The 14,719-nt window shown below is 62.9% G+C and carries 15 protein-coding genes; all 15 read right to left on the bottom strand.

Going from position 1 to position 14,719, the window contains the following annotated elements; all coding sequences use genetic code 11:
- Positions 1-10: 10 nt before the first annotated feature.
- From IGB42_RS07380 to IGB42_RS07310, 15 genes are read right to left on the bottom strand one after another with little or no spacing between them, the layout of a single operon-like run.
- Positions 11-445: an excinuclease ATPase subunit gene (locus tag IGB42_RS07380; protein ID WP_159669311.1), complete on the bottom strand. Its 435-nt coding sequence runs from the start codon at positions 443-445 to the stop codon at positions 11-13.
- Positions 446-469: 24 nt separating this feature from the next.
- Positions 470-1,720: a beta-ketoacyl-ACP synthase gene (locus tag IGB42_RS07375; RefSeq protein WP_159669308.1), complete on the bottom strand. Its 1,251-nt coding sequence runs from the start codon at positions 1,718-1,720 to the stop codon at positions 470-472.
- On the bottom strand, positions 1,720-2,451 hold the full coding sequence (locus IGB42_RS07370; RefSeq protein WP_159669303.1) for a 3-ketoacyl-ACP reductase FabG2: 732 nt from the start codon (positions 2,449-2,451) through the stop codon (positions 1,720-1,722). Before IGB42_RS07370 ends, IGB42_RS07375 begins: the two co-directional genes overlap by 1 nt.
- Before the next feature lie 20 nt (positions 2,452-2,471).
- Positions 2,472-2,933, bottom strand: a complete 462-nt coding sequence (locus IGB42_RS07365) for a hotdog family protein (protein ID WP_159669298.1) — start codon at positions 2,931-2,933, stop codon at positions 2,472-2,474.
- Positions 2,930-4,099 carry a beta-ketoacyl-ACP synthase gene (locus tag IGB42_RS07360; protein ID WP_159669293.1) on the bottom strand — a complete coding sequence of 390 codons (1,170 nt, stop codon included), beginning with the start codon at positions 4,097-4,099 and terminating at the stop codon, positions 2,930-2,932. Before IGB42_RS07360 ends, IGB42_RS07365 begins: the two co-directional genes overlap by 4 nt.
- Positions 4,096-4,647, bottom strand: coding sequence for a DUF3261 domain-containing protein (locus IGB42_RS07355; RefSeq protein WP_159669290.1), 552 nt, complete (start codon positions 4,645-4,647; stop codon positions 4,096-4,098). Before IGB42_RS07355 ends, IGB42_RS07360 begins: the two co-directional genes overlap by 4 nt.
- The gene (locus IGB42_RS07350; protein ID WP_159669285.1) at positions 4,632-5,861 is read right to left on the bottom strand and encodes an NAD(P)/FAD-dependent oxidoreductase; all 1,230 of its coding nucleotides are present in this window, start codon (positions 5,859-5,861) and stop codon (positions 4,632-4,634) included. The genes IGB42_RS07355 and IGB42_RS07350 overlap by 16 nt, the downstream gene beginning before the upstream one ends.
- A gap of 12 nt (positions 5,862-5,873) precedes the next feature.
- Positions 5,874-8,201 (bottom strand): MMPL family transporter, encoded by a 2,328-nt coding sequence (locus IGB42_RS07345; RefSeq protein ID WP_159669280.1) that lies wholly within the window; start codon positions 8,199-8,201, stop codon positions 5,874-5,876.
- Positions 8,202-8,231: 30 nt separating this feature from the next.
- Positions 8,232-8,846 carry an outer membrane lipoprotein carrier protein LolA gene (locus IGB42_RS07340; RefSeq protein ID WP_159669275.1) on the bottom strand — a complete coding sequence of 205 codons (615 nt, stop codon included), beginning with the start codon at positions 8,844-8,846 and terminating at the stop codon, positions 8,232-8,234.
- Positions 8,843-9,331, bottom strand: a complete 489-nt coding sequence (locus tag IGB42_RS07335; RefSeq protein ID WP_159669271.1) for a thioesterase family protein — start codon at positions 9,329-9,331, stop codon at positions 8,843-8,845. The genes IGB42_RS07340 and IGB42_RS07335 overlap by 4 nt, the downstream gene beginning before the upstream one ends.
- Entirely contained in the window at positions 9,324-10,853 is a 1,530-nt protein-coding gene (gene hutH, locus IGB42_RS07330; protein WP_159669268.1) for a histidine ammonia-lyase, read from the bottom strand. Before hutH ends, IGB42_RS07335 begins: the two co-directional genes overlap by 8 nt.
- Positions 10,850-11,776 (bottom strand): acyltransferase, encoded by a 927-nt coding sequence (locus IGB42_RS07325; RefSeq protein ID WP_159669263.1) that lies wholly within the window; start codon positions 11,774-11,776, stop codon positions 10,850-10,852. The genes hutH and IGB42_RS07325 overlap by 4 nt, the downstream gene beginning before the upstream one ends.
- A complete protein-coding gene (locus IGB42_RS07320; protein WP_159669257.1) occupies positions 11,773-12,510 on the bottom strand; it encodes a glycosyltransferase family 2 protein in 738 nt (245 codons plus the stop codon). The genes IGB42_RS07325 and IGB42_RS07320 overlap by 4 nt, the downstream gene beginning before the upstream one ends.
- Positions 12,507-14,162 carry an AMP-binding protein gene (locus tag IGB42_RS07315; RefSeq protein WP_159669254.1) on the bottom strand — a complete coding sequence of 552 codons (1,656 nt, stop codon included), beginning with the start codon at positions 14,160-14,162 and terminating at the stop codon, positions 12,507-12,509. The genes IGB42_RS07320 and IGB42_RS07315 overlap by 4 nt, the downstream gene beginning before the upstream one ends.
- The gene (locus IGB42_RS07310) at positions 14,155-14,715 is read right to left on the bottom strand and encodes a hypothetical protein (protein ID WP_159669251.1); all 561 of its coding nucleotides are present in this window, start codon (positions 14,713-14,715) and stop codon (positions 14,155-14,157) included. The genes IGB42_RS07315 and IGB42_RS07310 overlap by 8 nt, the downstream gene beginning before the upstream one ends.
- Between the last annotated feature and the right edge of the window lie 4 nt (positions 14,716-14,719).

Raw genomic sequence — 14,719 nt, 5'->3', positions numbered from 1 at the left:
GCTCCTGCGCTTATTTGCTGCTCTTGATCAGCGTGCCCTTCAGTGCGACGCCGGCGATGAGATCGCCCACGTGGCATTCATATTCGGTTGCGCTGGCGAACGTATTTTTCTTGTAGTAGCTGACGACAGCGCTGACGCCGTCGGCACCTTCGGCAATCGCCCGGTCCTTCAGTTGCACCAGCGCAGAGAGCATTACCCAGCGGCAAGCATCTTCGTCGCTCTTGTTGATGGCATTGGTTTTCTTGTTGGTGGTGAATTCACCCAGCGATTTTGCACCTTTGGGCGCTGGCTGGTCAGCAAAGTAGAACTTCACTTCAGTGCCCAGTTTTTCCTTGAACTCAGCATTGTTGAAGATGTCCTGGATGGGCAGCTTCAGTTCGGTATCGCGGGCGTGGACAAGGCCGGTGGCCAGGAGCAGGCTGCAGGCAGCAAGGGCAAAACGCATGAATGGTTCTCCGTAGATTCTGGTTCAGGGTTTCTTGAAAACAAGCGACGTATTGATGCCGCCAAAAGCAAAATTGTTGCTCATCACCACATCGCAGTCGAGCGAGCGGCCGCTGCCGCGGATGTAGTCGAGCGGTGCGCAGCGGGGGTCGACCGTATCGAGATTGATCGTTGGCGCAAACCAGCCGCGCTTCATCATCTCTATGGTCCACCATGCTTCCAGTGCGCCGCAGGCGCCCAGCGTGTGGCCCACGTAACTCTTGAACGATGAAATGGGTATGGCAGCACCAAATACCGCATGGGTCGCCTGTGTTTCGGCAATGTCGCCCTGTTCGGTGGCGGTACCATGGCCGTTGACATAACCGACTGCCGTGGCAGGCAGCCCGGCATCAGCCAGTGCCAGATGCATGGCTTGCGCCATGGTGGCAGATTGCGGTTGCGTCACATGCGTGCCGTCGCAGTTGGTGCCGAAGCCCACCAGTTCGGCATGAATGACCGCGCCGCGCGCCAGCGCGTGCTCGTACTCTTCCAGAATCAGCGTGCCGGCCCCCTCGCCAATGACCAGCCCATCGCGGTTGGCATCGTAGGGGCGCGGTGTCAGCGACGGGCTATCGTTGCGTGTACTGGTAGCAAACAGCGTATCGAATACCGCGGCTTCCGTCGCGCAGAGTTCTTCCGCACCGCCCGCGATCATCACATCGGCATGGCCGTACTTGATCGCTTCAAACGCGTAGCCTATGCCCTGGCTGCCGGAAGTACATGCGCTCGAAGTCGTGATGACCCGGCCGGCCAGCCCGAAGAAAACCGCGATATTGACCGGCGTGGTGTGCGACATCATCTTGATGTAGCTGTTGGCGTTCACGCCTTCGGTGGTTTTCTCGTAGATCATCCGGCCGAAGTCGCCGATCGCCGGAGGGGAGCCGGCGGAGGAACCATACGATACCCCTACGCGGCCGCCAGTCAGCAAGGCCCTGTTCTCGATCAGGCCAGCATCGAGCAAGGCCAGTTCGCTGGCGCGGCAGGCCATCAATGCAATGCGCCCCATGCTGCGGGTGCGCTTGCGGTTGTACAGGTCATGCGGCAGCGCAGATTCAAAATCTGCAGCGGGCGCACCCAGACGGGTATTGAGGCCGTCGTAAGCTTCCCAGCCCGGCAGGTAGCGCACGGCATTGCGGCCGGCGCGCAGGTTGCGTTCTATGGTGTCCCAGTCGCAGCCTATCGGGCTGATACCCGCCATGCCGGTGACGACCACCCGGCGCGTTTGCAGGGTTGCCATTACGCCAGCCCCCCGTTGACCGAAATCACCTGTCGCGTGATATAGGCTGCATCGTCCGATAGCAAAAAGGCTACCGCTGCGGCCACCTCGGCAGGCTTGCCCATACGCTGTGCGGGAATGGCCTTCAGCGCGTGCTCCAGCACGGTTTCATCGATCATATCGGTATCGATCAGGCCGGGCGCCACGCAATTGACAGTGATCTTGCGCCGCGCCAGCTCGATTGCCAGTGCCTTGGTTGCGCCGATGATGCCTGCCTTCGCCGCCGAGTAATTGACCTGCCCGCGGTTGCCGATCAGGCCCGATACCGATGACAGGGTGACGATGCGGGCTGCCTTGCGGGTTTGCACCATGGGCATCACCAGCGGGTGCAGGACATTGTAGAAACCGTCCAGGTTGGTATGGATCACGCCATCCCATTCGGCGGCAGTCATGGCGGGGAAGGCGGCATCTGCGGCGATGCCGGCATTGCACACTACGCCGTAGGGGGCGCCGAAGGCTGCGATATCGGCTTCCAGTGTGTCACGGGCGGCATCGCGGTCGGCAACGTCAAATTGCAGCACGCGTACCGTGACATCCTGTGTGCGCAGGGCATCAGCCAGCGCATCGGCTTCATCACGCCGACTGCGGCAATGCAGTACGAGATCGTAGCCATCGTTGGCCAGACGTTCGGCAATTGCGCGACCTATGCCGCGGCTGGAGCCGGTGACAAGCACCGTTTTGTTCTGTTTCATGAGTTTCTGCTATTTCTGCGTCAATGGGCTTGCTTCAAATAGTCGTGCAGGTCATCCGGCTGGAAGACCGATATCTGGGCTTCAACCAGCGTTTGTCCGTCCGGCGCGCTGATGCGGCAATCCATCACCGCCACGCCGTTGTCGGCCTGGAATTCACGTATTGCGGTAATGGTCAGAACGCTTCCAAGGGTAAAGGCCGGCACTTTGCTGTCATAGCGGCGCGTACCCACCAGAAAACCCACCTTGACGCTGTCACCGCGTTCGCGGGCCTCCCAGCCCGCCAGTGCGGCGATGGTTTGGGCCATGTATTCGATGCCTACCCACGACCCGACGGCGTCGTTTTCAATGAACGGGCTGTCCGTGCGGATGGTCACTTCGGTGGTCATGGCATTGGCCGAGGCGGCGCACACGCGATCGAGCAGCACCATGCGGCCAGAGTGCGGCACATAGTCTGCCATGGGCAGGTAAGTGGGCATGATCATGCGCGCTCCAGAACAAGGGCGATATTGTTGCCGCCGAAAGCGAACGACGTCGAGAGTGCTGCCCGCAGGGGCTCGCGGCTGCTTTCACCCTCCCCGACCAACGGCAGGGCAGGCAGTTCGGGGTCGGCCACGCCATCCCACAGATGCGGTGGCAAACGCTGTGCATCATCAGTCAGCGCCAGCCAGCATAGTGCCGCTTCAATGGCCCCCGCTGCGCCCAGTGTATGGCCGGTAAGCGGTTTGGTGGAGCTTGCCGGCACGCCGGGTAGCAGCTCGGCCACCACGCGGTTTTCCATTGCATCGTTCTGGCGCGTGGCGGTACCGTGCAGGTTGATATAGCCGATCTCGCTGGCGCTACGGCCCGCGCGGGCCAGCGCTGCGCTGATGGCCATGCGGGCGCCCATGCCAGCCGGATCGGGCGCGGAGATGTGGTATCCGTCCGAGCTTTCCCCCCAGCCGGTCAGTGCAACCGACCCACTGCGGCGGCTCATCATGAACAGTGCCGCGCCCTCGCCGATATTGATGCCGCAGCGGTTGGCAGAACCGGGCAGGCAGCGCGCTGCGCTCACGGACTCAAGCGAGGAGAAACCGGCCACGGTGAACTGCGCGAGGCTGTCCACCCCGCCGGTCAGTACCAGATCGGCCAGGCCGGCCTGCAGCAGGCGCGCGCCGGCCGCCATGGCCTTGGCGCTTGATGAGCATGCGGTTGAAATACAGTAGGCGGGCCCGGTCACGCCCAGGTAGTTGGCCAGCCAGCGGGCGGGTGAGCCCAGTTCCTGCTGTCCGTAATGAAAGCCGGCAGGCAATGCGCCGCTTGCTTCGCATGCGGCAATGGCGGTTTCGCCCTCGCTGATGCCGGATGTGCTGGTGCCGAGGATGATCGCAATGCGTGCCGGATCGATGCCGGTGGCCGCGATCCTGTAGGTCGCTTCGATCTGTGCATAGGCAGCGGCCAGCAACTGGTTGTTGCGCGAGCGGTGTTCCGGTGCCGCATGATCAAGCGAGGGCAGCCCGGTAGTTACCGTGCCGAGCATCAGCGCTGTTGGCTGACTATACGCAGTCGTGCTTTGCATGCCGGGGCTGATGCCGGCAAACAGCTGTTCCCTGATGGCTTCGCTGCCGGCGCCCAGTGCGCAGATCAGGCCGGGTTGGTGCAGGTAAATCATGGTGCCACCGCAGAATCGATGATCAATTGGTAATGCAATGCGCTGTTGCGCAGTACCGCGTGGCCGTTCCAGCGGTCGGCGGCATCGTAGTCGACCACGATGGCGGACTGGCCTGCATGCTCAAGCACGCGTTGCCTGCCACTGTCGTTGACGGCCCAGTCAGCAGGCAAGGCGGCGCGCAATGCATCCAGCGGCGCATACACGATCAGGAAGTCATTGAGCATGCGCTCGGCGGGCAACGACATCGGCACGTTCTCTACCTTATGCACGGTGCTGCCGTCGTAATCGAGCGCAAACAGCCGCACCCCCAGCGCCATGCCCAGCAGGCTGAGTTGATCGTGGTCGATGCTGGCCACCACGTCCAGCGTGCGGGTATCGCCCGGCCACTGCATGGTCAGCCGCTGCTCGACGGTGCGTTCGCCCAGCGCTGCGGGCGCCATCTGCAGCAGCGGCAGACCGCCAGACAGCAGGCTGGCGCAGCTGCACAGCAGCATGCCGGCGGCGGCCAGCAGCAGGCGCAGGTGGGGGGTGATCAGAACAGCGAGCATGCCTCTTCCAGCGATGACAGACGGCGTTCCGGCTTGGCCACATAGGGATTTTTTTCATCCCACGCGTAGCCGGCGAGGATGGACGAGATCATCCGTTCGATGTCGGCGTTCTTGTTCTTGTGGAAAATGATGTTCTGGAAACGGCCGTCGTACCATGCGGTGACGAATGCACGGAAGGTATCGACGCCTTTCTTCAGCGGTATGGCGTAGTCTGCTTCCCAATCCACGGTTTCGCCCGCGGCTTCGCGCAGGATGGCGTTGACTGCCAGATCTGCCGATTTCACGGCAATGGTGACGCCGCTGGAGAAAACCGGATCAAGGAACTCTCCCGCGTTGCCCAGCAAGGCAAAGCGGTTGCCCCACAGCGATTTCACATTGGCGGCGTACCCGGTCAGCGTACGGGCAGGGGTGTCCCAGACTGCGTTCTGCAGCAGGGCCGACAGGTTGGCGTCCTCGGCAACAATGGCTTTGAGGCGCTCGGTGTGTTCGCCTTCGTAGCGTTCCAGGAAGCCGCTTTCCGCTACCACGCCCAGCGAGCAGCGGCCGTTGGAGAATGGAATCAGCCAGTACCACACATGGCAATGCTCCGGGTGCACGGTGACGCGGATCTTGTTGCGATCGAAGGTGCCGGTGGGAATGCCGTCTTCGATATGCGTGAAGATCGCGCCGCGCACCGGGAAGTTCGACGGTGTTTCCAGATCCAGCAGCCGTGGCAGCGTGCGGCCGAAACCGCTGGCATCCAGTACGAAACCGGCTTCGATCTCGTACACGTGATCGTTGTCATCCTTGACCGTCAATACCGGTTTCATGCCGGTTACGTCGGCAGCCAGCACGGTATGGCGGTAGCGGATGTCCGCACCGGCTTTCTCTGCGCCGCGTGCCAGCACGTGATCGAATGTGGCCCGCTGTACCTGGTAGGTGGTGCCCCAGCCAGCGGAGAACTTGTCGCGAAAATCGAAGTGCGTGTATTCATCGCCACGCACGAATGCAGCGCCGTTCTTGTACTGGAAACCGGCTTCGACCACATCCTGCAGGAAACCGGCCTTCTCGATGTATTCCATCGATTGCGGCAGCAGGCTCTCGCCAATGGAAAAACGCGGGAACGTCTCGCGCTCGATCACCACCACCTCGCGGCCGGCGCGGCGCAGCAGGCCGGCGGCAATGCTGCCAGCCGGGCCGGCGCCGATGATGAGGATGTCGGTAGTCTGTTTCATGAAGGTGGGCCTTTAAGCGGAAGGATGAGGCTGGAAGAGCGCGATATCGGGTGACGGGCGGCGCAGGCAGGGCGCAATCAGCCATGCCAGACCGACGCCCGACAGGGTGGCAATGCCGAATGTGGCCAACGCCGGCGTATGGCTGAATGCAAGCAGGCCGAATGAAAGCAGCGTGCAGATGGCCGCCAGCGAAATGGCCAGCCGGATGCGTACTTCGCCGGGATGTTCATTGATGAAGATGCCATAGTCTATGCCCATGCCAAGCAGCAGCAGCAGGGTCAGTACCGTCAGCAACTGCAGCGGGATGCCCAGCCAGCCGAACAGTGCCAGCGTGGCGACGCTGGCGATCAGCGACGGCGCCAGCACGCGCCACGCATGCTTGCGGTAGCGCCGCCACAGGATGATTGCAGTCAGCGCATAGGCTGCCAGCAGTACCAGCGCCAGCCTGTCGCGGTAACGGCCGAGTACGCCGGAAATTTCCTGTGATTTATCCATCCAGCGCACGCCCGGCAGCTTGACCTTCGCCAGGATGCCGGCGTTTTCAGCACCGGACAGGCCGGTCAGCATCACCATGCTGGCGTAGCCATGCGGGGTTTGCCCCAGCCACAGGTGACGTGCCGGCAACGATGCGGGCGACGCCAGCCACTGTGCCGGCGTCAGCAGCGCGGGCGCTTGTTGCCGTGAGGCAACCCATGACGGCGGCAGGCCGATTTCTTCCGCCAGCTTGCCCAGGAGCGCGGGGCTGCGCAGTAGCTGGCTGCGTGCCAGACGGCGTTGCTGTTCCGCACTTGAGGGCAGCCAGCGGCTGACAGCCTGGTAGCCTCCCAGTACACCCTGCGCCTTCAGTGCATCCAGTGCGTGGGTCAACGCGGCTTCACGCTCCAGCACTGCCTCGGCAGTCGGGCCTTCCACAAAATACAGCTGCGCCGGGCTGGGCATGCCCAGTGCCTTGCCGATCCCGATCTGCTCGTGCATCAATTGCGCGTCCACGCCTGCCAGCGCGCGGATGTCATCGCGGCGTTCCAGTTTGTACAGGCCGGCAGTCAGCAATGGCGATACCAGCAGCAGCCCGATCAATACCGCGCGGCCACTGAAGCGCGGCCAGCCCGCAAATGCCCGCAGCAGCCACTGCCCCAACGGGCCCGGCTCCAGCCGGGCGGGCGCCAGCCGCGGGTACCAGATCAACTCGGATAGCCACGCAGCGGCAATGCCGGTGGCGGCAAAGACAGCCATCTGCGACAGGCCGGGAAACGGCGTCAGCATCAGGCACAGATAGGCCAGCGTGGTGAACACGGTGGCAATCAGCAGGCTGGGCAGCAAGCGCTCCAGCCGGCGTCCGGCAGAAACCTGTGCGCCAAGGCTGGTGCTATGCAGCAGCAGGCTGTAGTCCACCGCCACGCCGATCAGGCTGGCGCCGAACACCAGCGTCAGCATGTGCACGCGCGGATAGATGGCGAAGGTCAGTGCCAGTGCGATCACTGTGCCGGTAAGGATCGACAGCGCAACCAGCGGCAATGCTCGCCAGCCGCGGAACACCAGCAAAACCAGCAGCACGATGCCAAGCAGCGAACCCAGACCGATGGTGGACATCTCGCGCTCTGCCTGTGCTGCGGCCCTGGCGGCATGCAGCACCACGCCAGCACGCAGGATGCTGATACCTGCGTCGTCCGCGCGTGCGCGGGCAATTGCCGCATCCAGGCCATGCGCCACGATCTGCTGATCCTTCAGCGAGAAAGCACTGCCACGCAGTGCATACATGAGTACTACGTAATGTTTGCCATCCTGCTCCACCCACAGCCGTCCACCGTCTGGGCGTACCCGCGACAGATCACCCAGGCCGGCCAGCCAGTTGCCATAGGTACCGAAGGGATCGTCCTGCCAGGCCAGGCCGCTGGGCGCCACGGTTGCATACGCGTTCTGCAATGCACGCCCGTACCAGTATTGCGCAGATTGTTGCAATGCCTGATCGTCGGCCGGCGTGAGCAGTACGCCCGGGTACTGCGCATAAAAATCGCGCAGGCTGGCCAGATCGAATTCTTGCTGCTGCGCGGTGACCGGAAGCGTGCCGAGCGCCGCCGACAGGGTATCCGCGGCGCGTTCTGCGGCACCCCGGTCCGTGCTGCCAGCCAGCACAATCAGCTTGCCTTCTATCGTGCGCGCCATCGATGCCATGGCCTGCTCGGCAACCGGGTCGTGTTCGTTCTTCGGCAGCAGCGCAAAAAGATCGGTATCGAGCTTGCGGGCCAGCTCTGCGCGGTTGAGCACCAGCCAGCCGGCGGAAAGCAGCAGGACCAGCAGCCAGAACAGCGCCAATGCGCGCCAGATGCGGGTTTCCGTCATCGCGCGGCTATCCGGCAACAGCATATAAGCTCAGTCAAAATCGGCTGCCTCGCTGGCACTGAGCCTGTCGCTGTTGACGACCTCCTTGAGGTCGATACGCGTGATGTCGCCGCTGCCGCCTTCCAGGCGCACATGCGCGATGGTTTTTCCGCCATCGAGTGCAAGCTTGCCGATCAGCTTCCCCAGTGCCGCATCCCTCGGGGTTAGCTGCAATTGCCAGCCATTGTTGCCCGCTTCGCCACTGACATTGAAGTAACGCTCCAGCGTGGCAAAGTCACCGGCGAATAGCGCAAACAGCACGCTGCCCACGGTTTTCACTGCCGGTTCCTTGTCTGCCGACATGCGCATCAGCACCTGGTCGCCGTCTTTCTGGACGATTTCCTGGCGGCTGATCCTGAGTTTGTTGTTGAACGGCCGGGCGGTTTGCCACACCACGCCCCGCTGCTTGTCGACAACGAAGCGGCCTTCGGACTTCAGCGGTTTCTTCACGCCGACCAGTTCGCGGGTCTGTACGAAATTGCCCCGCACCACTGCGCTGTCGGTCACCTGTTTCGCCACCTTGTCGAGCAGCTCGCTGGCGCTGGCGACATGGCCGGTCATCATCAGCATCGCTGCCAGCAGTGCAGCAGGAAGAAGACACTTCATGGCTGGGCGATCCCGAGTTTTTCAAACAGTACCGGCGGCGATACAAAGCACATCTCATGCGTGAGCATATCCACAGCCACCTGTACGGTATGGCCGTGGGTCAGGCGCTTCCGGCTGTCGGCATCGCGGATTTCATAGCGGATTTTCAGGCGGTTTTCCCATTCCACGATCGCAGCGGTGATCTGGATGCGCTGCTGGTAGCGTAACGGCTGTGCATAGCGGATATGCAGCTCGATCACCGGCCACGCGTAGCCGGAATCGCGCATCTGCGGGTAGTCGTACCCCAGCTGTTGCAGCAAGGCGGTACGCGCGTACTCGAAATAGCGCACGTAGTTGCCGTGCCAGCAGATATCCATCGGATCAAGGTCATGGAACGGGATCACCCATTCCACGCTGGTGCCAAGCGCGGGTGCGCCAGCACGGCTGCCCGATTGCGACGCTGCCCCGGTACCTGCGCTGGCGGGTGTCGCTGCCGTTTCAGTCATACAGCTTCCATGCTTGTGACTGGATGCTGGCAACCAGGCTGCGCAGCACGGGTTCCAGCGCCACGTCCTCACGCACGAAGGCGATCTGCGTGTTGAGCGCATCGATGAAGGCATCCGCGCCTTCCATCAGCGGCATGGCGCCGCTTACCGTTTGCTGGCGCAATGCCATCCCCTGGCGCACGGTCACCAGCATGGCCGCAGCCACTTGCTCGGTGAGTTGCAGCACGCGCAGTGCATCGCGCGCGGCGATGGTACCCATGCTGACCTTGTCCTGGTTGTGGCACTCGGTGGAGCGGCTGAAGACGGATGCCGGCATGGTGTTTTTCAGCGCCTCGGCAGTCCACGCCGATGCGCTGATCTGCAGTGCTTTCAGGCCGTGGTTGATGGCGGCACGTGGCCCGGTGGCGCCGGACAAGTTGGCGGGCAGACCGTGGTTGTAGCGGGCATCCACCAGCAGCGCCATTTGCCGGTCAAGCAGGTCGGCGATATTGGCGACGAGGTTTTTCAGGCTATCCATGGCAAACGCGATATGCCCGCCATAGAAATGCCCGCCATGCAGGATGCGTTCTTCATCCGGGTCGATCAGCGGATTGTCGTTGGCGCTGTTGAGTTCGTTCTCGATCACCGTTTTCAGGAACGGCAGTGCGTCTTCCAGCACGCCGATCACATGCGGTGCGCAGCGCAGCGAGTAACGATCCTGCAACCGGTGATCGTTGCGGCCGGTTTTGGCGGCGCCCAGATCCAACCGCAGGCGCGCTGCAACGTTTTGCTGGCCGGGGTGCGGCTTGGCGGCAAACAGCTTCTCGTCGAAGTGCTGGGGATTGCCGTCACTGGCTGCCACGGCCAGCGCAGTGATGCGGGTAGCCAGTTGCGACAGGTACGATGCACGCTCCCACGCCAGGCAGGCAAGGCCGGTCATCACGGCGGTGCCGTTCATGATGGCAAGGCCTTCCTTGGGCTTGAGCCGCAAGGGCTTGAGCCCGAAGCGCGCAAGTGCTTCGGCGGCCGGCATCTGCACGCCATCCACTTTCACCTCCCGCTCGCCGCACAGTGCCGCTGCTACATAAGACAGCGGGGTCAGATCGCCGCTGGCGCCAACCGAGCCTTCCTGCGGAATCAGTGGCAGGATATCGTGGGCAAGGAACGCTTCCAGTTGTTGCAGCAGTTCAAGGCTGACACCCGAATAGCCCTGACTCAGCGATGCCAGGCGCGCAGCCAGGATGGCGCGGGTTTGCTGCGCATCGAAATGATCGCCGAAGCCGCAGCCATGATAGGTAAACAGGTGGTGCGGCAATTCGTCGGCCAGCTCGACCGGTACTGCCACCGTGCACGAATCGCCATAACCGGTGGTTACGCCATAGATCACGCCTTCCTCGGCCAGCAGGCGTTTGAGGAAATCGGCACCCCGCTGGATCTGGCTGGTGAATGCTGGTGCGCTCGACAGCACGGCACGCGCATCCCGGCGCGATAGCGCGGCAATGTCTTCGATTTCCAGGCGCCCTGCGCCGAATGGGATGCTCATGATCTGGACCAGAAAGAATAAAAATTGAACCACTGCAGCGGCGCTGCACGGCATTCTGTTTCAAGCAGGCTGGCAAAATCGCTGGCCAGTGCCTGTATGGCCGTGCGGCGGTCACCGCGTGGCAGTATCACCTGCGCGGCCAACTGGCGCACGGTGATATGGAAACGCTTGCCGCGCCGGCCCGGAATCACCGCGAACAGCGGGCATTTGAGCACAGCGGCAAGAATGTAGGGGCCGGCGGGGAAGGGCGCGGGCGCTCCCAGGAAAGGCACGTCGACCACATCCGGCTTGCTGGAAATCGGCACCCTGTCGGCAGCGATAACCACGAATTCACCCGCTTCCACGCGTTCGGACAGGATGACCGCTGTCGCTGCGCCCAGTTCGCTGACCTGGATCAGGCGCACGGCGGCATCCGGATTTGCCTCGCGCAGCAGGCGGTTGAAGCGTTCCGCATGCCGGGTGTGTACGAGGATATTGAGGCGCACGCCACGGCGTGATTCGCCCAGTTTGCGGCACAGCTCGAAGTTGCCGATATGCGCGGTCAGGATCACGCCGCCGCGGCCCATTGCAATCAGCTGCGCCAGCGCCTCGCGCCCCTCGACATCCACCTCGGTGTCGGCCAGATCACCACGCCATGCCAGCAGCTTGTCCAGCATGGTTTCCGCAAAGGCGCCGAAATGGCGCAGTACATTGAGCAGTGTCGGCGCCGGGCTGTTACCGTCGCTGACCGCGGATAGCCGCGCCAGGTAATCACGCGATGCATGGCGTGCCACGCGATTGCTTGCCACGTACCAGGCCAGCACCGGGTAAAGCGCAATGCGGAATGGCCAGCGCCCCAGCAACTGGTAGATACCGAGCAGGATGCGCATGCCGCTGGCGAAGCCGCGTTCGCCGATGCGCGACCAGTGTGTGGCGCTGTTCATGCGCGGGGCGCCCGGTGCCGGGCCAGCAAGCGCGGCAGGCGGATCAGCATGCCGAAGAACAGCCGTGTGTGCATGGCGCTGATGCGTACGTTGTCACGCAGGTAATCAAAGTGCGATACCCCGTCTTGCGGGTAATGCACGCGGGTAGGCAGGTTGATGGTCCGCAAGCCCTGCCAGTCCAGTCTTACCGCGATTTCCGGATCGAAATCCATGCGGCGCGCCAGTTTCATCTGCTCGAGTACCGGCAGTGTGCTTGCCAACGGATAAATGCGGTAGCCGCACATGGAATCGGTAATCCGTAGCGACAGCGTATTGATCCACACCCAGATATGCGTGGCGTAGCGGCCGTACAGCCTGCCCTTGGGCACGGTATCGTCATAGACCGGGCAGCCGGCAATGACGGCCAGTGGATATTGCTGTGCTGCGGCCAGAAATCTCGGCACGTCGGCGGTATCGTGCTGGCCGTCGGCATCGATCTGCAGCGCATGACTGTAGCCCTGTTGCGCGGCCAGCTTGAGACCGGTGACCACGGCAGCGCCCTTGCCCTGGTTGACTGCGTGGCGGGCCAGGGTCACGCCGTGCCGGATGGCTTGCTGATCCAGCACCGCTGCGCAAGCTGGCGAGCTGCCATCGTCCACCAGCAACACAGGCAGGCCATGCGCCAGCAAGGCGCTGACCACGCCACCGATTGCGTGTTCATGGTTGTAAACGGGTATGACGGCAATGCAATTCATGGCTGCGTTCCGGTAAAGGTAATGCGGCCGCTCGAATGCGCGCCGCTGGCGGAGGCATAGGCAAAGGCCAACTGCTGCTTGCCGGCATCCCACGTCATGGTCAGCGTGATGAGTGCACCCGGCTGGATGATGCGCTGGAACTTGAGCTGGCGCATGTCGGCAAACGTGCCGGCCAGGCCGAAAGCAGCTTTGCCGAGGCGGATGGCCCAATCGACCTGTACTACGCCGGGCAGCACCGGCGCGGCATCGAAATGGCCATCGAAATGGATCAGCTCTGCGCCGATGTACAGAGTCAGCATGCGCGTATGGGCATCTTGCCGCGTTGCAACGATCTCGGGATTGGCCGGAGCGGGCGCAAAGAGTGCCGCCAGCATGGCCTCGGTGGTCTTGCCCATGTCGTTATGCGGCAATTCCGCGACGAAACGCCAGCGGCGCGGCAATGCAATCCGTTCCAGCGCACCGCTCAGCGCTTGGCGAAACTGGCGATCAAGGCCGTTCTTGCCTTTTTCTGCCAGCAGCGTGCGGCCAGCGTCGCTCAGTACCAGCACCGCGCCGATCTCGTCGCGGCGATTGGGTAGCAGCAATGCGCGTGCGGCACTGATTTCCGGCAGCGCACCCAGCAGGGTTTCCACGCGGGTAAGCGAAATGCGTTTTTCTTCCACCTTGACGATGCGGTCTGCGCGGCCCAGCAAGGTCAGTTGTCCTTGATCAAGGGCGGCCCGGTCACTGGTGGCAAACCAGTCAGGCGTGGCAAGGAACGGCGAGCGTAGCCACAGTGTGCCCGCATCGTCGGTTTTCAGTTCCACGCCAGGTTGTGCCGTCCACGCATGCTGCGGATGGTGCCGATGGGCGATGCCGCCGGTTTCCGAGCTGCCATAGACTTCGGTGATCGGCATGCCCAGCCGGGTACTGCACGCCAGATTGGCATCGGCAGGCAGCGGGCCGCCAGACGAGAAAATGGCATCAAAACGCACTTGCGGCGCGGCGCGTGCCGGCAACTCGGGAATGCGTTTGAGCATGGCCGGGCTGGCAGCCAGTGCATAGCGGGCTCCGGCCGGCAATGCCCAGATCGATTCGGGCCAGGGCAGCGTATCGGTCGCAAACGCGCGGCCTGCAGCCAGCGGCCACAAGATGCGGAACAGCAGGCCATACAAATGCTGATGCGGCACTGAAGAAACGATGCGCGCATCGCTGGCGATCTGGCTGCCGAAGGCCGCTTCCAGCGCGGCTGTCTCGTTGGCAAGCTGGGTCAAGGTCTTGTGTATCGCACACGGCGCACCGGTTGAGCCCGATGTGAATACTTCCAGCCCAGGTGCATGGTAGACGCTGCTGATGCTGGGCGCTGCCAATGCATGCCAGTCTGCCAGTGCTGCATCTGCCACGACGCCTACCCACGGCAGCGGCAACGCTGCTTGCGTTGCCGGCAGCATGTCGCCGGGCACCACGACTGTCAGTCCGGCGCGCCAGGCGGCGATCAGCCATACCGCGAAGCGGTAGCTATCTGTCTCGAACAGCACGATGCGTGGCTGAGCCAGTGCGGCCAGCGCGCGGTATGCCTGTTCGGTATCGGCGTCGAAAGCATGCCGCTCAATGGGGATATCGCCCCGCCACGCGATGATGGCGTGGGCGGCAATGGGCCAGCAATCAGGCATCGTTTGCTTCCCGGTTGCGCCGCATCACAATCAGCCTTACTGTGTATTCGCATGCAAACAGCGTGCCCATGGCCAGATAGGCGATGAGGCCGTTATAGCGCGCCCATACGGCTTCCGGTTGCGTGGTGGTCCACAACGCAATGGTGCCATTGAGCGCAAAGAAACCACACCAAACCATGGTGACCTTGCGGGTGTAAACCACGCCCGATGGCGGCAGATCGGGTGTGCCAAGCCGCGCCAGGCGCTCTATCATCGATTGCTGGCCGGTCAGGCTGGCAGCAAAGGCCACCAGCAGTACCACGTTGACGAGGACAGGGTAAAACGTCAGCGGCAGCGATGAGCGTGATGCCAGTGCTGCCACGCCCAGCAAAGCGGCGGCCACGCCCAGCCAGCGGCCACTGCGGGTGCCGACGAGGCCGGCACGGCGCGCGCGCACGAAGGCCAGCGGCACCAGCAGCAAACCACCGGTCCAGAACGGCCAGCCCTGCCAGTGGCACAGCCAGAAGAACAGGGGCAGCAGCAATCCGGCTGCAATGCCCAGCAAACGGTTCATTCAG

It is taken from the genome of Andreprevotia sp. IGB-42, from assembly GCF_009848685.1.
Taxonomy (GTDB): Bacteria; Pseudomonadota; Gammaproteobacteria; order Burkholderiales; family Chitinibacteraceae; genus Andreprevotia.
Note: the sequence above shows the minus strand (reverse complement) of the source record. Positions and strands in the feature narration are given on the sequence as shown.